Source organism: Stenotrophomonas sp. ASS1, assembly GCF_004346925.1.
GTDB classification, from domain to species: domain Bacteria; phylum Pseudomonadota; class Gammaproteobacteria; order Xanthomonadales; family Xanthomonadaceae; genus Stenotrophomonas; species Stenotrophomonas maltophilia_A.
Window position 1 is genome coordinate 1,873,995 of the sequence record NZ_CP031167.1, and the last position, 24,300, is coordinate 1,898,294.

19 protein-coding genes are annotated in these 24,300 nt (G+C 61.5%); 13 read left to right on the plus strand and 6 right to left on the minus strand.

Translation table 11 applies throughout. The features are described from left to right. The first annotated feature begins 37 nt into the window (after nt 1-37). From folD to MG068_RS08975, 7 genes are all read left to right on the plus strand, one after another. Nucleotides 38-916, plus strand: a complete 879-nt coding sequence (folD, locus tag MG068_RS08945) for a bifunctional methylenetetrahydrofolate dehydrogenase/methenyltetrahydrofolate cyclohydrolase FolD (RefSeq protein ID WP_132809944.1) — start codon at nt 38-40, stop codon at nt 914-916. A gap of 433 nt (nt 917-1,349) precedes the next feature. After that, nucleotides 1,350-2,807 (plus strand): IMP dehydrogenase, encoded by a 1,458-nt coding sequence (guaB, locus tag MG068_RS08950; RefSeq protein ID WP_005409308.1) that lies wholly within the window; start codon nt 1,350-1,352, stop codon nt 2,805-2,807. Nucleotides 2,808-2,914: 107 nt separating this feature from the next. Then, nucleotides 2,915-3,391 carry a hypothetical protein gene (locus MG068_RS08955; RefSeq protein ID WP_206138695.1) on the plus strand — a complete coding sequence of 159 codons (477 nt, stop codon included), beginning with the start codon at nt 2,915-2,917 and terminating at the stop codon, nt 3,389-3,391. Then, entirely contained in the window at nt 3,388-4,953 is a 1,566-nt protein-coding gene (gene guaA, locus MG068_RS08960) for a glutamine-hydrolyzing GMP synthase (RefSeq protein ID WP_132809946.1), read from the plus strand. The genes MG068_RS08955 and guaA overlap by 4 nt, the downstream gene beginning before the upstream one ends. A gap of 336 nt (nt 4,954-5,289) precedes the next feature. Continuing rightward, the gene (locus MG068_RS08965; RefSeq protein ID WP_132809947.1) at nt 5,290-7,992 is read left to right on the plus strand and encodes an ATP-binding domain-containing protein; all 2,703 of its coding nucleotides are present in this window, start codon (nt 5,290-5,292) and stop codon (nt 7,990-7,992) included. A gap of 60 nt (nt 7,993-8,052) precedes the next feature. Continuing rightward, nucleotides 8,053-10,053 (plus strand): site-specific DNA-methyltransferase, encoded by a 2,001-nt coding sequence (locus MG068_RS08970; protein WP_132809948.1) that lies wholly within the window; start codon nt 8,053-8,055, stop codon nt 10,051-10,053. Between the two features lie 10 nt (nt 10,054-10,063). Continuing rightward, nucleotides 10,064-13,147 carry a type III restriction-modification system endonuclease gene (locus MG068_RS08975; RefSeq protein ID WP_132809949.1) on the plus strand — a complete coding sequence of 1,028 codons (3,084 nt, stop codon included), beginning with the start codon at nt 10,064-10,066 and terminating at the stop codon, nt 13,145-13,147. Between the two features lie 464 nt (nt 13,148-13,611). On the opposite strand, the gene MG068_RS08980 is transcribed toward MG068_RS08975, so the two are convergent. Then, nucleotides 13,612-13,968, minus strand: coding sequence for a hypothetical protein (locus MG068_RS08980; RefSeq protein WP_132809950.1), 357 nt, complete (start codon nt 13,966-13,968; stop codon nt 13,612-13,614). Between the two features lie 548 nt (nt 13,969-14,516). Next, nucleotides 14,517-15,440, minus strand: a complete 924-nt coding sequence (locus MG068_RS08985; protein WP_132809951.1) for a LysR family transcriptional regulator — start codon at nt 15,438-15,440, stop codon at nt 14,517-14,519. Nucleotides 15,441-15,536: 96 nt separating this feature from the next. On the opposite strand from MG068_RS08985, the gene MG068_RS08990 reads away from it, so the two are divergent. Next, entirely contained in the window at nt 15,537-16,376 is an 840-nt protein-coding gene (locus MG068_RS08990) for a type 1 glutamine amidotransferase domain-containing protein (protein WP_132809952.1), read from the plus strand. Between the two features lie 95 nt (nt 16,377-16,471). Here MG068_RS08990 and MG068_RS08995 read toward each other — a convergent pair whose 3' ends face one another. Then, nucleotides 16,472-17,047: a 5' nucleotidase, NT5C type gene (locus MG068_RS08995; RefSeq protein ID WP_132809953.1), complete on the minus strand. Its 576-nt coding sequence runs from the start codon at nt 17,045-17,047 to the stop codon at nt 16,472-16,474. A gap of 545 nt (nt 17,048-17,592) precedes the next feature. Between MG068_RS08995 and MG068_RS09000 the strand changes: the two genes are divergently transcribed. From MG068_RS09000 to MG068_RS09025, 4 genes are all read left to right on the plus strand, one after another. Continuing rightward, nucleotides 17,593-18,945 (plus strand): DUF1963 domain-containing protein, encoded by a 1,353-nt coding sequence (locus MG068_RS09000; protein WP_165929933.1) that lies wholly within the window; start codon nt 17,593-17,595, stop codon nt 18,943-18,945. Between the two features lie 91 nt (nt 18,946-19,036). Then, nucleotides 19,037-19,768 carry a hypothetical protein gene (locus tag MG068_RS09005; protein ID WP_132809955.1) on the plus strand — a complete coding sequence of 244 codons (732 nt, stop codon included), beginning with the start codon at nt 19,037-19,039 and terminating at the stop codon, nt 19,766-19,768. Nucleotides 19,769-19,847: 79 nt separating this feature from the next. After that, nucleotides 19,848-20,327 carry a hypothetical protein gene (locus tag MG068_RS09010; RefSeq protein ID WP_240792124.1) on the plus strand — a complete coding sequence of 160 codons (480 nt, stop codon included), beginning with the start codon at nt 19,848-19,850 and terminating at the stop codon, nt 20,325-20,327. A gap of 1,128 nt (nt 20,328-21,455) precedes the next feature. Beyond that, nucleotides 21,456-22,238: a 3-hydroxybutyrate dehydrogenase gene (locus tag MG068_RS09025; RefSeq protein ID WP_132809956.1), complete on the plus strand. Its 783-nt coding sequence runs from the start codon at nt 21,456-21,458 to the stop codon at nt 22,236-22,238. A gap of 72 nt (nt 22,239-22,310) precedes the next feature. Here the strand turns inward: MG068_RS09025 and MG068_RS09030 are convergent, their stop codons facing one another. From MG068_RS09030 to MG068_RS09040, 3 genes are read right to left on the minus strand one after another with little or no spacing between them, the layout of a single operon-like run. Continuing rightward, complete coding sequence (locus tag MG068_RS09030) at nt 22,311-22,769, minus strand: SRPBCC family protein (RefSeq protein ID WP_087922332.1); 459 nt, start codon at nt 22,767-22,769, stop codon at nt 22,311-22,313. Between the two features lie 2 nt (nt 22,770-22,771). Beyond that, complete coding sequence (locus tag MG068_RS09035) at nt 22,772-23,104, minus strand: ArsR/SmtB family transcription factor (protein WP_132809957.1); 333 nt, start codon at nt 23,102-23,104, stop codon at nt 22,772-22,774. Nucleotides 23,105-23,114: 10 nt separating this feature from the next. Further along, a complete protein-coding gene (locus tag MG068_RS09040; protein WP_132809958.1) occupies nt 23,115-23,570 on the minus strand; it encodes an SRPBCC family protein in 456 nt (151 codons plus the stop codon). A gap of 163 nt (nt 23,571-23,733) precedes the next feature. On the opposite strand from MG068_RS09040, the gene MG068_RS09045 reads away from it, so the two are divergent. Continuing rightward, nucleotides 23,734-24,258 (plus strand): GNAT family N-acetyltransferase, encoded by a 525-nt coding sequence (locus MG068_RS09045; protein WP_132809959.1) that lies wholly within the window; start codon nt 23,734-23,736, stop codon nt 24,256-24,258. Nucleotides 24,259-24,300 lie beyond the last annotated feature (42 nt).

Here is a 24,300-nt window from a genome sequence, read left to right on the forward strand (position 1 = left end):
GGACAATGGCGTCCCCGCCGCCCCACGCCCGCTCCCGATGACCGATTCCGCCTCCCCGCTTCCTGCCCGCATCCTTGATGGCCGCCGTATCGCCGAGGACCTGCTCGACAGCCTGAAGGTGCGCGTCGACGCCCGCGTGGCCGCTGGCGGCAGCCGCCCGGGCCTGGCCGTGGTGCTGGTCGGTGGCGACCCGGCCTCGACCGTGTACGTGCGCAACAAGCGCCGTGCCGCCGAGAAGGTCGGCATCGAAGCACATGACTACGATCTGCCGGCCGGTACCACCGAAGCCGAGCTGCTCGACCTGATCGACCAGCTCAATGCCGATCCGAAGATCAACGGCATCCTGATCCAGCTGCCGCTGCCGGGCATCCCCGACGCGCGCCGGCTGATCCAGCGCATCGACCCGCGCAAGGACGTGGACGGGTTCCACCCGGAAAACGTCGGCCACCTGGCCCTGCGCGAGTTCGGCCTGCGCCCGTGCACCCCGCGCGGCATCACCACGCTGCTGGGCCACACCGACCAGCCGGTGCGTGGCCGCAACGCCACCATCGTGGGCGTGAGCAACCACGTCGGCCGCCCGATGGGCCTTGAGCTGCTGATTGCCGGCTGCACCGTGACCAGCTGCCACAAGTTCACCCCCAAGGACGTGCTGGAACAGGCCGTGCGCAACGCCGACATCCTGGTGGTGGCGGTGGGCCGCCCCGGCATCGTGCCGGGCGAGTGGGTGAAGCCGGGCGCGGTGGTGATCGATGTCGGTATCAACCGGTTGGATGACGGCCGGCTGGTGGGTGATGTCGGGTTTGAGGCCGCTGCCCAGCGGGCGAGCTGGATCACCCCGGTGCCGGGTGGCGTGGGCCCGATGACCGTGGCCACGTTGATGCAGAACACCCTGGAAGCCGCGGAAGCGCTGAGCTGACCTTTTGGGGTGGGTGCCGACCGTTGGTCGGCACAATGTGGACATGCGGATGACCCGCTCCTGGTAGGTGCCAACCTTGGTTGGCACGATCTGTCCGGTGTCTGGACCCCAGATGGGGTGAGGGCCTCTCCCTGTTTGTGCCAACCAAGGTTGGCACCTACCAAGAGCCGGTCGTCGGCCTGCCTGTGGTGGGTGCCAACCTTGGTTGGCACGATCCGTCCGCCGCTGGACCCCAGATGGGGTGAAGGCCCCTCCCTGTTTGTGCCAACCAAGGTTGGCACCTACCAAAGGCGGTGCGTTTGGGTGCCCTGAACGGATCACCGCTGGCGCGACACTGTGTCGCGCAGAAATCCAATTCTGGCTACCAAAAATGCTGTTCTTGGCTCCAGAAACAGGGTAAAATGTCGCGCTTCCCCACATCTCGGGTATGCCGATGCTGCGCATCCAGGCTGAAGCACTCACTTACGACGACGTCTCGCTCGTCCCCGCCCACTCGACCATCCTGCCCAAGGACGTCAACCTCGAAACGCGGTTGACTCGCGACCTGAAGCTGAAGCTTCCGATCCTGTCCGCAGCCATGGATACCGTCACCGAAGCCCGCCTGGCCATCGCCATGGCCCAGCTCGGCGGCATGGGCATCATCCACAAGAATCTCAGCCTGGAACAGCAGGCCGCGGAAGTGGCCAAGGTCAAGAAGTTCGAGGCCGGTGTCATCCGCGACCCGATCACCGTCGGCCCGGAAACCACCATCCGCGACGTGCTGGCCCTGACCCAGGCGCACAACATCTCCGGCGTGCCGGTGGTGGGCAGCGACGGCCTGCTGGCCGGCATCGTGACCCACCGCGACATGCGCTTCGAAACCGAGCTGGACGATCCGGTCCGCCACATCATGACCAAGAAGGATCGCCTGATCACGGTCAAGGAAGGCGCCGCGTCCGACGAAGTGCTGCAGCTGCTGCACCGCAACCGCATCGAAAAGGTGCTGGTGGTCAATGATTCGTTCGAACTGCGTGGCCTGATCACCGTCAAGGACATCCAGAAGAACACCGACTTCCCGAACGCTGCCAAGGATCTGTCGACCCGCCTGCTGGTCGGCGCTGCCGTCGGCGTGGGTGGCGATACCGATCGCCGCGTGGAAGCGCTGGTCGCCGCCGGCGTGGACGTGATCGTGGTTGATACCGCGCACGGCCACTCGCAGGGCGTGCTGGACCGCGTCAGCTGGGTCAAGAAGAACTTCCCGAACGTGCAGGTCATCGGTGGCAACATCTGCACCGGCGAAGCCGCACTGGCGCTGCTGGACAGCGGCGCGGACGCAGTGAAGGTCGGCATCGGCCCGGGCTCGATCTGCACCACCCGCGTCGTCGCCGGCGTTGGCGTGCCGCAGGTCACCGCGATCGATCTGGTGGCCGAAGCCCTGCAGGACCGCATCCCGCTGATCGCCGACGGTGGCATCCGCTACTCGGGCGACATCGGCAAGGCGCTGGCCGCCGGTGCCTCGACCATCATGGTCGGCGGCCTGCTGGCCGGTACCGAGGAATCGCCGGGCGAGACCGAGCTGTACCAGGGCCGCTCGTACAAGAGCTACCGCGGCATGGGTTCGCTGGCTGCCATGGAGAAGGGGTCGAAGGACCGCTACTTCCAGGACGCCGCCACCGCCGACAAGCTGGTGCCGGAAGGCATCGAAGGCCGCGTGCCGTACCGCGGCCCGGTGGGCGGCATCATCCACCAGCTGATGGGCGGCCTGCGCGCCACCATGGGCTACGTGGGCTGCGCCACCATCGAAGACATGCGCAGCAAGCCCAAGTTCGTGAAGATCAGCGGCGCCGGCCAGCGTGAGAGCCACGTCCACGACGTGACGATCACCAAAGAGCCGCCGAACTACCGCGCCTGATGCGCTTGCGAACTGCTCTTGCGATTACGGGCAGCCTGCTGATGGCAGGCTGTTCGGTGTCCGAACCGCCGCCGCGCTCCGGGTCTCCGGGCGCGGCGGTTTCGCAAGTGAAGGACGTACAGGCGTGCCAGAACGCATTCTCGCTGCCGAAGGGCTGGCAGGTGCAGGCCGCTGGCGAACAGCGCTGGCTGCTGAAAGGTACTGGCGAGCGCCCGCTGCAGGTCACCCTGCAATGCATTTCCGAGCTGCTGCACGGGCCGGATGATCCGGTGCTGACGCCGGTACTGGGCGCGCTGGAGCCCGCACGGATGAGCGTGCGCTGGGCGTCCTGGGGCGCTGCGGATTCGGGCGTCTCGATGGCGGCGCTGCAACGGCGCACCGTGCCCGGCACCGAAGTGCAGGAAATCGCCGAGCTGCCGCGCGCTGACCGCTCCAACCCCAACGCACCGCATGGCCTGCTGATGCTGCGCTGGGACGAGGAAGACACCTCACATATTCAACAACGCGAGGCGTTCATCGCCACGCTGACGCGGAGCCTTGAAGCGCCGGGCGCTGCGAAAAACACCACTGGAACGGCACCATGACCAACATCCATAACGACAAGATCCTCATCCTCGATTTCGGCGCCCAGTACACGCAGCTGATCGCCCGCCGCATCCGCGAGCTGGGCGTCTACTGCGAAATCTGGGCATGGGACCACAACCCGGCCGAGATCGCGGCGTTCGGCGCCAAGGGCATCATCCTGTCTGGTGGCCCGGAATCGACCACGCTGCCGGGCGCCCCGGCCGCGCCGCAGGAAGTGTTCGACAGCGGCCTGCCGATCTTCGGTATCTGCTACGGCATGCAGACCCTGGCCGCGCAGCTGGGCGGTGCCACCGAAGCCGCTGACCAGCGCGAATTCGGCCACGCCGAAGTGAACGTGATCAACCCGGATGCACTGTTCAAGGGCCTGAGCGACCACGGCGGCGAGCCGAGGCTGAATGTCTGGATGAGCCACGGCGACCACGTCTCCGTTGCGCCCCCGGGCTTCACCATCACCGCCACCACCGACCGCATTCCGGTGGCTGCCATGGCCAACGAAGAAAAGCGCTGGTACGGCGTGCAGTTCCACCCGGAAGTGACCCACACCCTGCAGGGCCAGGCGCTGCTGCGGCGCTTCGTGGTGGACGTGTGCGGCTGCCAGACCCTGTGGACCGCCGCCAACATCATCGACGACCAGATCGCCCGCGTGCGCGAACAGGTGGGCGATGACGAAGTGATCCTGGGCCTGTCCGGCGGCGTCGATTCGTCCGTCGTGGCCGCGCTGCTGCACAAGGCCATCGGCGAGAAGCTGACCTGCGTGTTCGTGGATACCGGCCTGCTGCGTTGGCAGGAAGGCGACCAGGTGATGGCGATGTTTGCCGAGAACATGGGCGTAAAGGTCGTGCGCGTGAATGCCGCCGACCGTTACTTCGCGGCGCTGGAAGGCGTGAGCGACCCGGAGGCCAAGCGCAAGATCATCGGCAACCTGTTCGTTGAGATCTTCGACGAAGAGTCGAACAAGCTGAAGAACGCCAAGTGGCTGGCGCAGGGCACCATCTACCCGGACGTGATCGAGTCGGCCGGCAGCAAGACCGGCAAGGCGCATGTGATCAAGAGCCACCACAACGTGGGCGGCCTGCCGGAGCACATGAAGCTGGGCCTGGTGGAGCCGCTGCGCGAGCTGTTCAAGGACGAAGTGCGCCGCCTGGGCGTTGAACTGGGCCTGCCGCGCACCATGGTCTACCGCCATCCGTTCCCGGGCCCGGGCCTGGGCGTGCGTATCCTGGGCGAAGTGAAGCGTGAGTACGCCGAACTGCTGGCCAAGGCCGATGCCATCTTCATTGATGAGCTGCGCAAGGCGGATCTGTACGACAAGACCAGCCAGGCGTTTGCCGTGTTCCTGCCGGTGAAGTCGGTGGGCGTGGTGGGCGATGCGCGTGCTTATGAGTGGGTGATTGCGCTAAGGGCCGTGGAGACGATCGACTTCATGACGGCGCATTGGGCGCATCTGCCGTATGAGTTCCTGGGTACGGTGAGCAACCGGATCATCAATGAGTTGCGGGGGGTGTCGCGGGTTGTGTATGACATCTCGGGGAAGCCGCCGGCTACTATTGAGTGGGAATGAGTTGAAAGAACGAGGGCGCCGAGAGGCGCCCTATTCTTGTGCTTCAGGTGTTCTAGCAAACGGCGCCCGCTTGTTTGCGGTATTGCTGTTGATCCTTCTCGGTAAGTCATGCTTGCTACCCAAGACCGAGACAAGCTTCAGAAGATGGTTGGTCAAACGCCGCTAATGAGGCATTTTCGTGGGAAATGCCGCATTTAATGGCTATGATTGCCGCATTTAGGTTGGTCGGACTCACATTTCCATGCACTCGCTCGTCTTCGAGTACAAGGTAGAGATCAACGCGCACTTTTGGCAGCTTAAGAACTAACTTGAAGTATTGATCGGGAGGAAGGGTGCATGACGCAGAGCCTGAATGACGAATCGAGGAAACACATCGAGCAGGTTGCCAGTGAAACGTTGGCGCGACTCGAAAGCATCGCCAAAACGGCCAAGAGCAAGCTGCGCGATGAACGATCCCTTGGGTTCGAGGCACTGGCAAGCATCAACACCATGACGTCCAGTTCAACCATCCAAAGGCTGGATCAGATCAGTCAGGCGAACCGCGAGAGCTATCAGTTGCTGGCTAAGGAGCCTGCTATCGCGCGCGTGGTGGTTATTGATGAAGATGGCGAACAGAAAACCTACTACATCTGCCGCACTACGCCGGTGTCGGGTTTTCCAAACTTGGCCAGCTACCGGGCTCCTGTTGGGCGACTGGCCTCATTGTCAATTGGCGCAGAGTTCACGCTGCCCAATGGAGCCGTCGTTGAAGTGCACGAGCGCGCCCAGATCCATCCCAATGCACTTGCCGATGGTTGGGACTCGCGCAACACCGTGGTTGAAGCAGAGGATTTCGGGCCGATCACCATCGAGTCCCTGCGTACGGTGCTGACGGAAGTTGTTGGAGCAGAAGTTACTGAAGACCTTCTCGGCCAATTGCTGGCCGAGGAGGCCGTCAAGGCCAACATTATCGACGGAGTTCGCCGTAGCGTCATCACCAAGATGGGGCTGCGGGATCAACCCATTCTCGATCAGTATCAGGACGAAATTTTCCGTCTTCCTCTCGATAAGCGCCTGCTGATTCTTGGGCCGCCTGGCACTGGCAAAACAACGACCCTGATCCGCCGCCTCGGCCAAAAACTCGACACCGCTTTCTTGGAAGAAGGTGAACAACGTCTGGTTGACGCAGTCGCCTCCGCCCAGGGCACGACCCACACCAAAAGCTGGTTGATGTTCACGCCGACCGAATTGCTCAAGCAGTACCTCAAGGAGGCTTTTGCGCGTGAAGGCGTTCCCGCCTCTGATCTGTGCATCAGAACGTGGCAGGACTATCGACACGGGCTGGCCCGAAATGCGTTCGGCGTACTCAGAACGGCATCCGGTGGCGGCACCTTTGTCCTGAAAGACGGAATGTCCAACTTGAGCGAAGCCGCACTGGAGCGGCCCATTCACTGGTTTGACGATTTCGATGCATGGCAGCGCAAAGCCTATGTGCAGGAGCTGCATGATGCAGCCACTCTGCTTCACGATGCCAAGATCCCAGAGGTACTGAATCTCGGGGCACGTCTGCAAGATATTTTGTCCAAGGCGGCCGATGGCGCACTGGTTCTCTTGTTTGGCTTGCTGGCCGCAGAAGTTACCAACGTGCAGGCACTCGCCGGCAGCCTGAAGGAAGGCTCTGACGCCAAGATCAAGGCCGCACTCAACCTGCAACTTAACCGCAATCGAGCCTTTCTGGATGAGTTGGCCCGAGTGATCGACAGTCTGCAGCACGCGCAAACAACGGATGTGGACGACCAGGACGACCCGGATACCGATGAGGAAGAAGACGCTGCGGCACCCCGCACGGTCCGTGCAGCCGCGCTCAGTGCATACATGCAAGCGGTGCGTGCCCAAGCCCGGGCGACCGCATCCAAGCGCACGGTCAGCAAAGTGTCTCGCAATGGCAAGATCCTAGAGTGGTTGGGGGATCGTGGCCTGACGGAGGTAGATCGTGCAGATGTCGGCGCAAGTCTTCTGGTGCAGTCCAGCGCGCGCCGCTTCTTCAACCCGGTCAAGCGCTACCTTGACGGTATCCCGAAGCGCTACCGCGCATTCAGACGCGAACGCCTGCCGGCCAATACTTGGTATCGCCACGAAGCTTTTGAAGCGCATGAAATTCACCCGCTAGAATTGGACATCGTATTGCTGGCCATCTTGCGCACCGGAGGCGACCTGATCAGTAGGCCCGACGTCCTGCGCGCCATCGACAGTCCCGCTTGGTCATCGCTCCAGCCGTTTCTGGGGCATTACCGCAACCAGATTCTGGTGGATGAAGCAACCGACTTCTCGCCCATCCAGCTTGCGAGTATGGCGGCACTAGCGGATCCACGATTGCGCTCATTCTTTGCCTGCGGGGACTTCAACCAGCGCCTGACCACTTGGGGCGCACGCTCCGCTGATGACTTGAGGTGGGTGTTCGTCGATCTCGACATCAAGGAAATCACCGTTTCCTACCGGCAGAGCAAGCAGTTGAACGATCTAGCCCGCGCAATGATCCGGGCAGTCGGTGGCACTGGGCAAGACGTCAGCTTGCCCGCGCACGTGGACAGTGCGGGTGTCGCGCCAGCCTTGCTAGAACATGCCACCAGCACAGAGGCCACTGTGGCGTGGCTGGCGGATCGCATACGCGAGATCGAGTGCTTCGTCGGCCAGTTGCCATCCACTGCCATTTTTGTGAACGCCGAGGAGGAAGTCGTCCCTGTGGCCGAGGCACTCAACAACGCATTGAGCGAGCACAACATCCAGGTGATCGCCTGCCGCGAGGGGCAGACTGTCGGGCAAGAAGGCAACGTGCGCGTGTTTTGTGTGCAGCACATCAAAGGTCTGGAATTCGAAGCGGTGTTCTTTGTCGGCATTGACCAGCTTGCCATGCTGCAACCGGCGCTGTTCGACAAATACCTATACGTAGGCACCACCCGTGCGGCCACCTACTTCGGCGTGACTTGCCAAGGTACCTTGCCATCCGTCGTTGAGAGCCTGCGCGCGCACTTCTGCCTGGACTGGCAGCTGGATGGCTGAACAGCCCAACAAGAATTGGAGTCGCGAGCCGCCACGCACTGGCGACCAAAGGAAAAGAATATGAAAAAACTGAAAATGCACTCACCCAACCTGGCCGAAGACAACATCACCCACATCCGCGAGATGTTTCCGGGTTGCGTGACCGAAGCCAAAGGGGAAAATGGCAGCGTGAAATTGGCGGTGGATTTCGACCAGCTCAGGCAGGAACTGTCCGCTATCCTCGTCGAAGGCCCGCAGGAACGCTACCACCTGAACTGGCCGGGCAAGCGTGAGGCGCTGCTGACGGCCAATGCGCCGATTGCCAAGACGCTGCGCCCAGTGCGCAGCGAAAGCGTGGACTTCGATACTACGAAGAACCTGTTCATCGAAGGCGACAACCTGGATGCGTTGAAGCTATTGCAGGAGGCGTATCTGGGCAGGGTCAAGCTGATTTATCTCGACCCGCCATACAACCGCAAGAAGGGCAACAATCTTGTCTATCGGGACGACTTCGTCGGCAACACATACGAGTACCTGACCCAGAGTAATCAGTCTGACGAGCAGGGCAACAGGCTTGTTGCCAACACCGAGGCTAATGGTCGATTCCATTCCGATTGGCTAGGAATGATGTATCAGCGCCTTCGCGTAGCACGCAACCTCCTGACTCCCGCCGGTGTCATTGCGATTTCCATTGACGACGCCGAAACGGCCAATGTTCTGCATCTATGCTACGAGGTATTTGGCGAGTCGAATTTCCTCGGCACCTTGATTTGGAAGAACGCCACCGACAACAACCCGAGCAATATTGCGGTCGAGCACGAGAGCATCCACGTCTTTGCACGAAGCAAAGGCGATCTTGAAGGTGTGTGGAAGAGTTCAGTCTCCGACGTTAAAGAAGTCCTCATCAAAATTGGGAATGAACTGGTCGCCAAGCATCCCGATGATGCCGATCAGCTACAGGCTGCTTACACTGCATGGTTTCGTGAGAACAAGGACCAACTCGGTCCGTTGGCTGATTACAAGTTCATCGACAAGAATGGGGTATATGCGGGTAGTCGCAGCGTTCACAACCCCGGAAAGGAAGGTTATCGGTATGACGTGATTCATCCGACTACCCAGAAGCCCTGTAAGCAACCGCTTATGGGATACCGCTTCCCAGAAGAAACCATGAAGCGCCTGCTTGATGCGAAGAAGGTTTTGTTTGGTGAAGATGAAAGTAAGCTCATCGAATTGAAGGCGTATGCTTATGAGTTCGAGGACAAGCTGTCCAGCGTGTTCGATCTGGACGGAAGGTCTGGCGCATACGACCTAAGGACTCTCTTCCCTGAAGGGAAGAAGGTGTTTTCAAACCCCAAGCCCATCGTTTTGATGGAGCGGCTCATCTCCTTCATGACCGGGCCGAAAGACATCTGCCTCGACCTGTTTGCTGGGTCTTCGACAATGGCACACGCGACGATGGAGATCAGCCGCCGCGACGGCAGCAATCGCCGCTTCATCAGCGTGCAGTACCCCGAGGAGATCGGGCAGGAGAGCAAGGATGCGAAAGAAGCGCTTCAGTTCTGCACGCAAGTCGGCTTGAAGCCACTCATCTCTGAGATTTCAAAGGAGCGAATCCGCCGGGCAGGCGTGGCGTTGCGCAACAAGAGCGGCGCTCAAGATTGGAATCGGGACGTGGGCTTCCGCGTCCTCAAGATCGACACCTCGAACATGGCTGACGTCTACTACGCACCTGATGCGCTGGAAAAAGCCAACCTTGACCTGTTCGTGGAGAACATCAAGCCCGACCGCACAGCGGAAGACCTGCTGTTTCAGGTGATGCTCGACTGGGGTGTTGACCTCGCCCTGCCCATCGAGAAGAGAGCCATCCAGAGCAAGGACGCGTTCTTCGTGGACGGCAACCTGCTGGCTGCCTGCTTCGACGCGCATGGCGGCATCGACGAGACCTTCGTCAAGGAACTAGCCAACCACAAGCCGCTGCGTGTGGTGTTCCGCGACGCCGGGTTCAAGGACAACGCCGTCAAGATCAACGTGGAGCAAATCTTCAAGCTCTTGTCGCCATCCACCGAAGTGAAGTGCATTTGAGGGGGCTGCGATGAAGCTGAAGTTCAAAACGCAGGCCTACCAGACTGTTGCCGTGCAGGCTGTAGTGGATTGCTTCAAGGGGCAGGTGCCGCAGCACGGCGGCATTCGCTATCGTCTTGACCCCGGCTCCCGCAAGGCGGTAACCACCAGCCCACAGGGTGCGCTGGTGCTGGAGTCCGCGCCAGATGCAGCGACAGAACAGGGGGCGGCTTTCCGCAATTCCGACCTTACTTTGCTGGAGACAACCCTGCTGGACAACATCCACGCGGTGCAGCGGGCGCAGAACCTCCCGCTGTCGGATGCGCTGGTCAAAACCAAGGTCGCCAAGGTCAATCTCGACATCGAGATGGAAACCGGCACGGGCAAGACCTACTGCTACATCAAGACCATCTTCGAGTTGAACAAGCTGTATGGCTGGAGCAAGTTCATCATCGTGGTGCCCAGCATCGCCATCCGTGAAGGTGTGGCCAAGTCGCTGGACATCACCGCCGAGCACTTCCTGGAGACATACCAGAAGAAGGCGCGCTTCTTCATCTACAACTCCAAGCAACTGCACCACCTGGAGAGCTTCTCGTCGGACGCGGGCATCAACGTGATGGTGATCAACGTGCAGGCTTTCGCCTCGCGCGGGGCGGAGAACCGCCGCATCTACGACGTGTTGGACGATTTCCAATCGCGCCGGCCCATTGACGTAATCAGTGCAAACCGCCCGGTCATGATTCTGGATGAGCCGCAGAAGATGGAAGGTGCGGCTACTCTGAAATCGCTCGAAGAATTCAAGGCGTTAGCGGTGCTGCGCTACTCGGCCACCCACAAGACCACCCACAACAAGATTCACCGGCTGGATGCACTGGATGCCTACAACCAGAAGCTGGTGAAGAAAATCGCCGTGCGCGGTATCGCGGTGAAGGGGCTGGCAGGTACGGCAGGCTATCTGTACCTGCAATCCATTGAGATTTCGAGCAAGAAACCGCCCGAGGCACGCGTCGAGTTCGAGCGGAAGTTGACGGGCGGCAGTATCAAGCGTGTGGTGAGAAAACTCTGCAAGGGAGATGATCTGTTCGATATGTCGGGCGGACTGGAACAGTACCGAAATTACTTCGTCAGTGATATCAACGCCAACACCGATACCCTGAGCTTTACCAACGGTGTGGAGCTGACGGTCGGCGACGCCACCGGCGATGTGACTGAAGCGGCATTGCGTCGCATCCAGATTCGGGAAGCTATCAAGGCGCACTTCGACAAGGAGCAGGCGCTGTTCCAACAAGGTGTGAAGGTGCTGACCCTGTTCTTCATCGACGAGGTGGCCAAGTACCGCGACTACACGCAGGCGGACGAAAAAGGCGAATACGCCCGCATCTTTGAAGAGGAGTACATGCAGTACTTGAACGAGGTGGTCGATCTGGACGATACCGCCTACGTCAAGTACCTGAAGGGCATTGCTGCGGGCAGGACCCACAGCGGCTACTTTTCCGTTGACAAGAAAACCAAGCGGCTGGCTGACCCGACGGTTGCTGCGCGCGGCGAGAACGCAGGGCTTTCAGATGACGTGGATGCCTACGATCTGATCTTGAAGGACAAGGAACGCTTGCTGTCGCTCGCCGAGCCGGTGCGCTTCATTTTCTCGCACTCGGCCCTGCGCGAAGGTTGGGACAACCCGAACGTGTTTGTTATCTGCGCACTCAAGCACAGCGACAACACCATCTCCCGCCGCCAGGAGGTGGGGCGTGGCTTGCGGCTATCTGTGAACCAGACAGGCGACCGAATGGATCACCCAGCTACCGTTCACGACGTGAACGTGCTGACTGTGGTCGCCAGTGAGAGCTACAAGGACTACGTTGCCGGGCTGCAGAAGGACATCAGCGATTCGCTTTCTGAACGTCCGCGCGTGGCAAATGAGGAGTACTTCACCGGCAAGGTGCTGAAAACAGCGACCGGCGACGTGCCGGTTACGCCGCAAATGGCGAGGCAGATTTACCGCTATCTGGTCAAGAACGACTACACGGACGATTCAGATCGGATCACGGGTGCGTATCACGATGCCAAGAAGGCCGGAACCCTGGGCGATCTGCCAGACGAACTGAAGCCGCACGCCGCGCAGGTGTACCAGCTTATCGACAGTGTGTTCAGCGCCAGCCAATTGCCCAGCATCGGCGATGGCCGCAAACCCAAGAAGAACCCGCTCAACACCAACTTCGACAAGCAGGAGTTCAAGACACTGTGGAACCGCATCAACCGCAAGGCGGCCTATAGTGTCGATTTCGACTCGGACGAGCTGGTGCAGAAGGCGATCAAGGAGCTGGATGCGGCCCTGCACGTGACCCCGCTGCAATACACAATCCAAGCGGGCGAACAGATCAACGAGGTGACCGGCGAGGCGCTAAAGCGTGGAGATAGTTTCAAGGTTTCCGACATCAGGACCGAATACAACAAGCAGTCGATTCCTTCAGCAATCAAGTACGACCTGATCGGCAAGCTGGCCGAAGGTACTCAATTGACTCGCCGCACGGTGGCGGAAATTCTCAAGGGTATTGACGTCGCGGTTTTTGCACAGTTCAGAACCAACCCAGAAAGCTTCATCAGCGAGTCCACGCGGCTAATCAACGAGCAGAAGGCCACGGTCATCATCGAACACTTGGCCTACGATCCCATCGAGGACAAGTTCGACCTTGACATTTTTACCGCTGGACAAACCAAACAGGACTTCAGCATGGCCGGGGAAAAGCTCCAGCGGCACATCTACGATTATGTTGCGACGGATTCGAAGGTGGAGCGGGAGTTCGTGAGAGAACTCGACACAGCAAATGAAGTGGTGGTCTATGCCAAGTTGCCGCGCGGCTTCCTGATCCCCACGCCCGTGGGCGACTACAACCCGGACTGGGCAATCAGCTTCAAGGAAGGCGCTGTCAAGCACATCTATTTTGTGGCAGAGACCAAGGGCTCCATGTCCTCGTTGGACCTGCGTGAAATCGAAAAGACCAAGATCAAGTGCGCCCGCAAGTTCTTCGATGAGATGAACCGCTGCTACGCCTCGGAAAACGTCAAGTACGACGTCGTGGACAGTTTCGGCAAGCTGATGGAGGTGGTGAAGTAGTGCATGCCAAGTTGTTTATCTTCCGAGATAAACAGCCGTAACTTGCACTTGCTCTTGCCCACGCTCTCGGTTGAAGATTTTCGTGCTGCGGTATCCGGGTGCGCTGGGCATCGCTCAGCTCTCTGACGGGTGGTCCGGCTGCTGGTGGAGACCGCCCCGTCAGAGTTTCATGGCGGGTTTGCGCGTACTGATGAGGAAGGCCATGCATGGGTTGCTCAAGCGTGAGCGGACGTATAGAACGAGCCACCCATACTGAATGCAGCACGAGTGGAAGTGTTTGAATACATACTAGCGACGCGACAATTCAAGAGTGCGGCTAAGGGTCGCTAGGCATGGTCAGAAGTTTGCAGCTCTTTTGCAACCGTACGTGATATCGGGATATTACTGCCATCGCCCGAACACAAGAATCGGACACTCCCAGCTGCACAAGTATGGCTATGCCCAGCTAAGATTCATCAAGCCAATCACTCCGGCCTAACCTCCCGACAAGCCCACTCAACCAACCCCCGGCAGGCCAGAAACAACCCATCCACAATCCCCTCATCCAAATGCCGCTCCGGGTCCGCAGCCACCCGGCAGCGGTCTGCCGCATGCAGCAGCTCCAGCACCGTCAGTGCTCCCACCATTGCGCGTTCGGTCCTGGCCAGGCTCACGCGGCGACCGGGTGATACGTCGGTTTCTGGCCACGGGTGCCCATCAGCGCCCTCACAGCCGCGCATGCGCCTAAGGATGCCGAGCAGGGAGTTCAGGTCGGGCAGGGGAGTGTCGTCATTGATGGGCTCAACAACGGTGTACGAGGAAAAGGTGTCGGATTCGTTCATGGCGTCGGCTTCCGTGGCTGTGCTTAACAGCGCCACCGCGAAGGGTGGCGGACGATGCGTGGCTGCAAACCGGAAGAAGCGATGTCATAAGACCGGCGGGCCCGAGGGCCCCCACGCACCGCCCGCCATACAGGCCGACGGATTGCCCGCCGGCACCGGTTAAGGACGGTGCCGACGGGCAAGCGCAAACTACAGACATCGCTTTCTTCGGGTTTGCAGACCCGACCACCCTTTGTCGGTGGCGCGCCATGGTGTTTACGCCGCCGCTCCGAATGCCAATAGAAATTCGCGAAGGAATCGAGGAATCCGAGAGCGAAGAACTATTGTTGCACGCACCATTCGTGCAGCGCGCGACACCGCCGGACGCATTCGCGCAGCTGCTCTGCTGATGGCGAATCAAACTGACGCAATCGCCCATGCCGCAAGCGGATTGCGCGACAGCCTTCTTTGCAACAGTTCTTAATCCGCACCGAGTGGCAGCGGCGCGCGACCGACCGCACAGCCCGAAAATCGGTTCAAACCCGACACCGCCAGCGAACCTCGCAGCCTCAACCAACGCGATCCTCGGCCGCGCTGGCATTCCCCACCAGCAACTCAATCATCGCCCGCGCCGCCGCCGACTGCCGCCGATGCGGCGCATAGATCACCGAGAACGGCCGCGAGCGCCCCCGCAGCTGCGGCAGCACTTCCACCAACTGCCCACGTTGCAGCCGCTCGCGCACGATGAACGCATAGCTCTGGCAGATGCCGATGCCCTGTTCGGCCAGCGATACCACGCCCAGCACATCGTCGGAGGTCTCGATGGACGAACGCGGCAGCCAGTCCACGTCGCACCCGTCGTCGCGGAAGATCCACGGCGCCAACCGCCCGGTGCGTGGCATCACAAAGGGCAGGCACAGGTGCTGCTGCAGGTCGTCCAGCGTCTGCGGCGTGCCGCGGCGCTGCAGGTAGTCCGGCGCGGCCAGCAGCAGCAGTGGCGCGTCTTCCAGCTTTCGCGCTACCAGCCCGCTGTCCGGCAGCTGGCCCAGGCGGATGGCCAGGTCGAAGCCTTCGGCCACCAGGTCCACGTTGCGGTTGGTGATGTTCAGTTCCACCTGCACCTGCGGGTACTGCTGCGCAAAGCGCGCCAGCACGGGCGGCAGCCGGTAGTGGCCATAGGTGGTGGGCACGCTCAGGCGCACGCGGCCGGCCAGCGCACCGTCCTGGGCCAGTACGTCGCGCTCGGCGTCGTCCAGCAGGCCGAAGGCAGTGCGCACCTGTTCCAGATAGAGCCGCCCGGCGTCGGTCAGGCCCACGCGGCGGGTGGTCCGCTGCAGCAGCTGCCGGCCCAGCCGCGCTTCCAGGCGGGTGACCGCGCGGCTCAGCACCGAGGGCGTGGTGGACAGCGCCACCGCGCCAGCCGTGAACGAGCCGTGCTCGACCACCGCCAGGAACACCTCCACATCGCCCAGGTAGTCGAACTTGCGGCTCATTTGGCTCTCCGGGGAACAGATGTTTTGCGATGGGGCCAATTTATCGCCGCTGGGGCGATGAATAAAGTGGCCGCCATTCCCCGATAGGAGCTCCCCATGAACCTGATGACCTGGCTGGCCGCAGCGCTGGCCCTGACCCTGTCCGCCAGCAGCGCGCAGGCCGCCAACGTGCTGGTGGTGCTGTCCGACGAAAACCACCTGGACCTGAAGGACGGCAAGGTGCTGTCCACCGGCTTCTATCTCAACGAGCTGATGCAGCCGGTCAAGCTGCTGCTGGACGCGGGCCACGAGGTGACCTTCGCCACGCCGCAGGGGCGGGCGCCGACGGTGGATGCGTCCTCTGTGACGCCGGCGTACTTCAGAAACGATGCCGCACAGCTGGCGCTGCACAAGGAGCTGCTGGAGAAGCTGGCGCTGACCTCGCCGACGGCGTCGCCGGTGGTCAGCCTGGCGCGCATCGAGCAGCAGGGTTACGCGCGTTTCGATGCGGTCTACATTCCCGGTGGGCACGCGCCGATGCAGGACCTGCTGAAGAGCCCGGCGCTGGGCCGGTTGCTGGCCGACTTCCACCAGCGCAACAAGACCACCGCGCTGGTCTGCCACGGGCCGATCGCGCTGCTGTCCACGCTGCCGGATGCGGATGGTTTCGTGGCGAAGTTGGAAGTTGGGGCGATGCCGGCTACGCCGAAGTGGATTTACAGCGGCTACCAGATGACGGTGATCAGCAACCAGGAAGAAGCGCAGGCCAAGCCGCTTCTGGGCGGCGGTGAGATGAAGTTCTACCCGCAGACGGCGTTGCAGCGGGCGGGTGCGATGTTCAGCAGCAATGCCACGCCGTGGACGGGGCATGTGGTGGTGGACCGCGAGCTGATTACCGGGCAGAACCCGGCTTCGGCGTTGGAGGTGGGGCAGCGGTTGGTGGAGCGGTTGAAGTAGGGTGGGGCTACAAAGCAGGCTGCCAGCCTTGTGGGCCGAGGGGCCAGCTCCTCGGCCTGTCCATGGAAACATCAACGTGGCCGTTACGGGAAGAATCAGCTCGCCACGAGCGCTGTTGCTGACAGATCTTCTATCTCGGAAAGCGCGTGACGCGTTACGGCCCAATCGCCGGAGTGCCTGATCGCCACGCCTCCCGCCGCCGTCCAGGCATCACAGTTCGTTTCGAGATCATCGATCAGAACATCGCCCGGCTGGTGCATGAAAAGAGGCTTGTGCCTGCCGCCAAGCACAGGCAACACCAGGCAGGTCGCTGACAGGTGTTCGCGAACCCACTGTCGCTTCTGCATGGCAGCGAGCGGATAGTTCGATTTCGGGCAGGCAGTGAGAATGACCGGATTCAAGTGGTGGATGCTGTGGAAGAACTCCACTGCACCCTGCATCGGCGGCAGGTCGCGGAAAAACGACGGGTGGTTGTTGATGTGCTTCCACATCTCATCGTCGGCAAGCAATCGATGGTCCAAGCCAAACAGGGTGGGAAATGCCGCGTCGAAATCGGCCATCACACCGTCAAGGTCTACGTAGATTGTGCGTCTGGATGCATTCGATCCATCTGTGTGCTGCTTCGCGAGCGGGTCCATCATCGGTATCGACTTCACATCATCTGCGTTCATTACCGCGTTCTCCTCTCAAGAGTGGGCATTCTTCTTCATCCGTTCCCCGGTAGCGGGGCAAAGTGCTTGGTGATTGCGACAAGCCTGGCAGCAATCACGATGCTGCCGGCGTCGCTCCAGGGCTGAAGGGGCCTGCGCCCCCTCGCCCACGCGGAAGGCCAAAGGGCCATTTGAGTCCATCAGGCGCTGCTGCAGCGGGACAGTGCGCCGCGCCGTAACCACACACTACGGACACTACCGGCCGGAATTGGGACCGAGATGGGCATCGCATCACGGCGACGCCGCCCGGCTGATGCCGTAATTAGCATGCTGGAAATGCGGCTTATGTCGCTGCGCTTCTTCAAAGGCCTGCCGGCTGGCTGACCTGGCCCTTGGTCAGGAGGCGCGGCCCGCACCCACTGGCCCACTTCGCCAACCAACGCGCACTGGCGCGCTGGGCAGCGGATCATCGCCGGGCGCTACAGGCAGGCCGGGTGGTGATATACCTGTGGTGCTCGATCCAGACTCAAAAGGACGTCACTGAAATGGATGCTCAGGCAGATTCAATGTACCACGCCGACCAGCGTGACCACCATGCCGAAGCCGTGCTTGAGGCCTTCTTCGCCAAGCATCGCACCCCGGCCCTGGTGCTGCAGCGTTTCTACCCGCCGGCGGCATTCCCCAGGGTTCGCAGCCGTCTAGGCGGTCTGCCGCAATTGCCCGATGGCATGGATTGGCCGGTTGGGGAAAGTTATGGCGAAGCGGCGCCGATGCACTTCCTGGCGCAGATCGATTGCGCCGAGCTGCCACGCGTGGATCCCGATATGCCCTCGCAGGGCATGCTGTTCTTTTTCGCCATGAACGACGAAGAGCAGATCTGGGACACGGACGAACCACAGCAACGCGTGCGTGTACTGTACGCGGCTGAGGTAGCGGTCGATCAGCACGTGCGTGCGCTGCCGGACGGTATGCGTCCGATTCTGGATGAAGGCCCCTCGGACCATGCGCACCGCAATCCCGCATGGCTGCTACCTGAGGAGGATGGGCCGTGCGTGCATGTTCAATGGCCCTTGGTGGCGCGGCGCATGGATACCTGGCCGGACGAGCTGGAGCTGTCGCCGGGTGAGGAGGATCGGCCGTATTACGATATCTACCCCTCGCGCCGGGAAGAAATGCGGCTGGGTGCGGTGGTGGCGGCCACGGGCCTGTTTCCGCGCGCGGATGCAGCCACGGAATGGGAGCGCCCGCAGTCACCTGCGTGGACCTTCCCGGTGCAATGGCTGCGTTACCAGACCGATTTTCCCCATGTAGGCATCATCATGGACCGCCTTTCGCGGGTGATCGGCAATGAGCGGCGTGCAGGCAAGCGCGGGAAAATTGATTACGCCGACGTACGCGCATGGGTGAAGCGCGCCGCCGCCATTGGCCTGGACGAAGCTCCGGATGATGCAACGCGGGAGGCATTCCGTGAGTGGATTATCGGACAGATCAGCGACGAATTCGAGCGTATGACGCTGACCGACCTGGGCATGGGCCGGGCGTTCACAAAGGGACTGCTGGCGGCAGTTGCCTACGCGGCAGGGTCACCCGTTGCGGCCGCACGCATTCCTGCACTGATGTACCGCCACTTGCAGGAAGAACATCTGCCGTTTGATGAAAGCCTGGGCACGTTGCCTGATGGCCGCAAGCGCTGCGCCGAGACGCGCGTGCACCAGATGCTGGGGCACATACCGCGCTTGCACGGCATCGTACCCGACGTGGAAGGCGAGGGCGACGCGGTCTGCCTGCTGCAGTTGGCGTGTGACCCGGCGATTGATCTGGTCTTTGGTGACTGTGGCCAGGCCACGTTCTGGTTGAGTCGTGAGGATCTGCGCAACTGCAGGTTTGACCGCGTCGTGGGCGTGGTGGAGTCGCATTGATTGGGCACGGCGGGGCTGCCATGGCACCATGACGGGCTGGCCTCGTCCTTCCGGGCGGGGCCGTTTTCCCAGGGAAGCCCTCGAACACGACATGCGAACGTCCTTCTTCATTCTCTCCGCCCTGTGCCTTGGCCTGTTGTCTGGCTGTGCCAGTGGCCCGGAGGAGCACGCCTCAAGCCGCGAGATCACGGGTGCGTTCGTGGCCGACGACGGCCAGTTGTATCTGCTGCCGCGCTTTGAAGAGCCGATGCGTTTCAATGCCGAGCCGTTCCGCGAGTACCGCGCGCTGATGGACAGCCCGCTGCGCGAGGCGGTGGCCTGCGCGCAGATGTACTTCCATGAGGATTGGCGCGACCCGGCCAACAAGGCCAAGGTGCACGGCAGCTATGCGCTGCTGCTGCGGCCGGAGCAGGTGACGCCGGAACAGGCCGCGCAGTTCAAGCTGGAGCGGATTGAAGTGCTACCGCGCGAGGCGAAGTATGTGGATGAGCGTGCGCGCTATTACCTGCCGCAGGATCGGAGCCGTTATGCGCTGGCGTTTGATCGGGCCTGCAACCTTTCAACGAAGGGCGGCAGCTATTACAGCGCGCTGTTCGAGGGCGACGGCGAGCGGGTGAAGTTGCCGGATGCCGCTGCGCTGGCGGAGAAGGGGAAGCTGGCGCAGCCGATCAGTGCTAGGGCGCAGCGGATCCTGCCGGAGCGGGAGGACAAGCCGGGTGTTGGGACAGCGGCCGGCAAGGTGCTGGGCGCGGCGTTGATACCTGTGGCGGTTCCGGTGTTTGTGTTGAGCCTGCCGTTCCTGGGGCCGGATCATTGGAAGTGATGGGGCCTTGAGGGAGGGCCATCCACGCGTGGCGTGGATCTATTTGGGCATCGCCTGAAAGTTCATCCTGGAGATCTGTGTGCCCAGCACGCTGGAAACTGTTTTGAAGACCGTAGGCTTCATTGTCCTCGCGGCACTTCCGTTGGTGATCCTCTGGTTCACCCTTCGGCGAATGTCAGCGACCGCGCGTTCTGCATTGGGATCAGGGCTGCGTTTGGATCCCCCTCGCCGGATTTCTGGCAAGTCCATGACCTTGGTGATGGTGGATGGCAAAGAGGATCGCGAGCACTATTTCTTTGATACAGAATCCTTCTACCTGCGACGTGGGCCGGTGCCCACGGCGGTTCCGCTTTCGCAGATCACCTCAGTCACACGAACGTCTGACAGGATCTACGGGCGCTATGTCTGGCAGGTGTGCTTCAGCAAAGCATCGGGCAGAAAGTGCGTGACGTTTACCAACAACCTGACGCTGTTCAACCGCGACTTCCTGCTCTTTCTGGAGGCGGTGCGGAAGGCCAACCCGCTCGCGACCGTTGATCGAGCGAGCGTTCTCTTCTAGAGCGTGTTTGAAGTTCGGTATGAACAGTGTCACTGCAATGGCATCACAGCGCGCAGCCCATGTTCGACCGATGTGATCGATGAGAGATGGGCGTTTGTTGCGCGGTATCTGATGCCGAAGCATTCTCATGCGTGGCAGTGCAAGTATGATCTGCGATGAACACGCAAAGCCCGTAACATGGAACGAGGTCCGCTCGTTTCTGCGCGCGATGCGAAGCGTGGGCCTTTTCACCTGTGACGAAGACGCATTTGAGACAATTGTCGAGACGATTTACGTTTAAGGCATGCGGTCAATCTCTGCGGAGTAGTTCCTGATGATGTGCCGATCGACGCTGGACGTATCCCTGATTCACGCCTACGCGCTTCCTCTCGGCATAGATGCTTCAAGGATCACGCTGCCTCACCGGCAACTTGGAACGAGCACCGGTGGCGTTGAGCTTGGCAAGTTCCGCATGCACAGCGGTCGCAACGTCTTCGTGCTGCGCACGGACCGTAGCTCTGTTCTCGTCACAGCCAGAGGGGATACTGACTTGATTCTGGACCGACGTCTTCACGAACAGCTCAAAGCATGCTTGGATCAGGTACGTGAGACCGGCGGCCATCGAGGAAGATTGCAATGATCAGCAGGAAGTACTGGTTTACCAGGAAAAAGTACGGATGGGGTTGGGGGATGCCGTGCGCGTGGCAGGGCTGGCTTGTGTACGCAGTCGCATTCGGCCTGCTGCTGGCAGGTCCGTTTCTGTTCTCTCCATTTCGCGAGCCCATCGCGTTTCAGCTCTACACGTGGGCCGTAGTGTTGGTCCTTGTCCTTATCTGCTGGATGAAAGGCGCCCCGCCCGGTTGGCGGTGGGGGGAGTAGAACGGCCGCAGAAGCTATTTTCGGACCTGTTCGATTTCGATCCGCCGGGCAAAGCATGGATGCATTGCCCTATGTCGGAGTCGGACAGTATCGCTAGGAGGCCACGACTGTGCCCCCTCTGAGGTGTACCGTCCGTTTTGAATGAACGCTGGACACTTCCCTCGGCGGGTACCTAACGCGTTCTAACCGTTGATTGACCAAGGTAGCGTCGCTTAAAGGGGCGCGCCGGTGAAGCTACACTGGCCACCTACGCCCAATGGAAGCTCACCCATGTTCTCTGGAAAGGTTGCGGTGGTGACCGGTTCCACCAGTGGTATCGGTCTTGGTATCGCCACGGCGCTGGCGCGGCAAGGCGCCGATATTGTGCTGAATGGCTTTGGCGATGCGGCGGAGATCGAACGCATCCGTACCAACCTGGAAACCGAGTTCGGTGTTCGCGTGGCGCATGACGGTGCCGACCTGTCCCGTGGCGAGGCGGTGCGCGGACTGATCGATCGCGCCGTCGCGACGATGGGCCGCATCGACATTCTGGTGAACAATGCCGGCATCCAGCACACCGCGTCGATCGAGGAGTTTCCGGTCGAGAAGTGGGATGCGATCCTGGCGCTGAATCTCTCGGCGGTGTTTCATGCCACGGCGGCGGCCGTGCCCCACATGAAGCAGCAGGGCGCCGGCCGCATCATCAACATTGCGTCGGTGCACGGGTTGGTGGGCTCGGTGAACAAGTCGGCCTACGTGGCGGCCAAGCACGGCGTGGTTGGATTCACCAAGGTGACCGCGCTGGAGAACGCGGGCACCGGCATCACCGCCAATGCGATCTGCCCGGGCTGGGTGCGGACGGCGCTGGTCGAGCAGCAGATCACCGCGTTGGCCGAGCGCGAGGGCACGGATCAGGAGACCGCTGCGCGTGCGCTGCTGGCTGAAAAACAGCCGTCGTTGCAGTTCGTGACGCCCGAGCAGCTGGGCGAGGTGGTGGTGTTCCTGGCTTCGGACGCGGCGGCGCAGATCACCGGCACGGCGTTGCCGGTGGATGGGGGTTGGACGGCCCGCTAGCGGACCGGCATCGGCCGCGTTGCCGACGCCGCAGCGGCCAAGGCGCCTGCGGCGTCGTCCCGGCGCAGCCGTTTACTGCGGCTTGGCAAACACATCCAATCCCTTGCCGGTCTCCAACAACGACTTCAGGCTCGACAGCACGATCGGCCAGCCCTGGCGGATGCCGGTATCCATGCCGCTGCCGGGTTCCAGTTCGTCGTGGGTGACGGTCAGCCGCACCATGTCCTGGTAGGGCACGATGTCGAAGGTGACGCGGCTGTAGGCATCCGGGTTCTCAGCTTGCGAGGCGGCGGCCCAGGTGATGACCAGCCGCGAGGGTGGGGTGCTTTCCACCACTTCGCCGACCAGCTCGACCGAGCGCGTTTCGTTGGCGCGCACATGCTGCCAGCGCGAGCCGGGCTTCCAGTCCGAGACGTTCTCGTGGCCCCAGTAGCGGCTGGCGATCTCGGGGCGGGTGATGGCCTCGAACACCTTCTGCGGCGTGGAGGCGATGTAGATCACGTGGATGAAGCGGGTGGACGCTGCGGACATCGTCATTCTCCTTCCAGTTCTCGTTTCAGGTCATGCAGCAGGCCCAGGCGCTGCTGCTCGAACTTGCGTACCCAGCGCTCGTAGACTTCGTGCAGGGGCACCGGGTTGATGAAGTGCAGCTTCTCGCGGCCGCGGCGCACGGTGCTGATCAGGTTGGCGTCTTCCAGCAGGCCCAGGTGCTGGGTGACCGATTGCCGGGCCATGTCCAGGTGCTCGCACAGCTGGCCGAGCGTCTGCCCGTTGTCTTCGCAGAGCAGATCCAGCAGCGTCCTGCGCGTGGGGTCGGCCAGTGCCTTGAAGACCTTGTCTGTGTTGCGCGCGTTGTCTACCGCCATGGGGATGTCTTCAATTCCAGTTGTCGATCCTGACGTCGTTTGGGTTGGGCTGGCCCTTGCCGGTTTCCAGCAGCGCCTTCAGGCTCATCAGGAACACCGCCCACTTGGTGCTGCAGTGGGAGGTGAACTCGACGCGCTCTTTCCAGCCTTCATGGGTGAACAGCACGATGCAGTAGTCACCTTCCTGTTTCAGCAGGAAGCGCGCGTGGGTGCCGATCCATTCAGCAGGGCCGGCGAGGAACCGCCAAAGCACGAGCTCGCCTGGAACAAGCTGCTCAAGTTTCATTTCCATGGCGCCGATTTCCTGGCCGTTGTTCGTGAAGCGAACCTTGAGCGTCCCGCCGGCCACGCGGTCGCCATGGGTGTCTTCGGCCCACCAGGCGGCGACGCCTTCGGGGGTTGCCAGAGCTTGGTACACCTGGCTTGCAGGGGTCTTGATGCCGACCCTGTGTGCGATATCGACCATTGCAGGTTCCTCGCTTGGGCGGACAGGCGCCGTCCTTGGGTGGACTATAGGCAGGTAAATGCCTGCATGTCAAATCCGGCTCACGGACTTCCAGCCCTGGTAGTGCCGGCCGCTGGCCGGCATCCTCGTCGCAATTGATTGAAGCGTTGAAAGGAATGCGCACATGACTGAAGCTGGAAAGGAAATCTTGAACATCCGCCGCGCCAACGTAGACGATGCCCCTGCGGTGCTGACGCTCTTCGACGAAGTCATCGAATGGTTCGTATCGATCGGCAACCTGCAGCAATGGGGCAGTGAGCCATGGTCCACGATGCCGCGCCGGATCACCCAGGTGACCGATGCCTGCGCGCTGCCGGGTGCATGGGTTGCGCAGAACGAACACGGCGTGGTGCGCGCGTTCCTGGCGCTGGGCGAATCGATGCCCTATGTGCCGGCGCCCACCGTGCCGGAGCTGTATGTGCGGGTACTGGTGGCATCGCGTGACGCCCGCGTGCGCGGCATTGGCCGTCGCCTGATGGCCTTTGCCGATGAGCAGGCGCGCGCTGCCGGGCTCGACCATCTGCGTGTGGACTGCTACGGCGGTGGCAACGGTGATCTGGTGCGCTTCTATGAGACCTGCGGCTACACGCGCATCGCGCCGTTCATTGTGGATGGCTGGCCGGGCATGCTGCTGGGGCGACAGCTCTGACGTGGCTGCGTCACTCGGTCGCAGCCTGTGTGCAGGAAACGG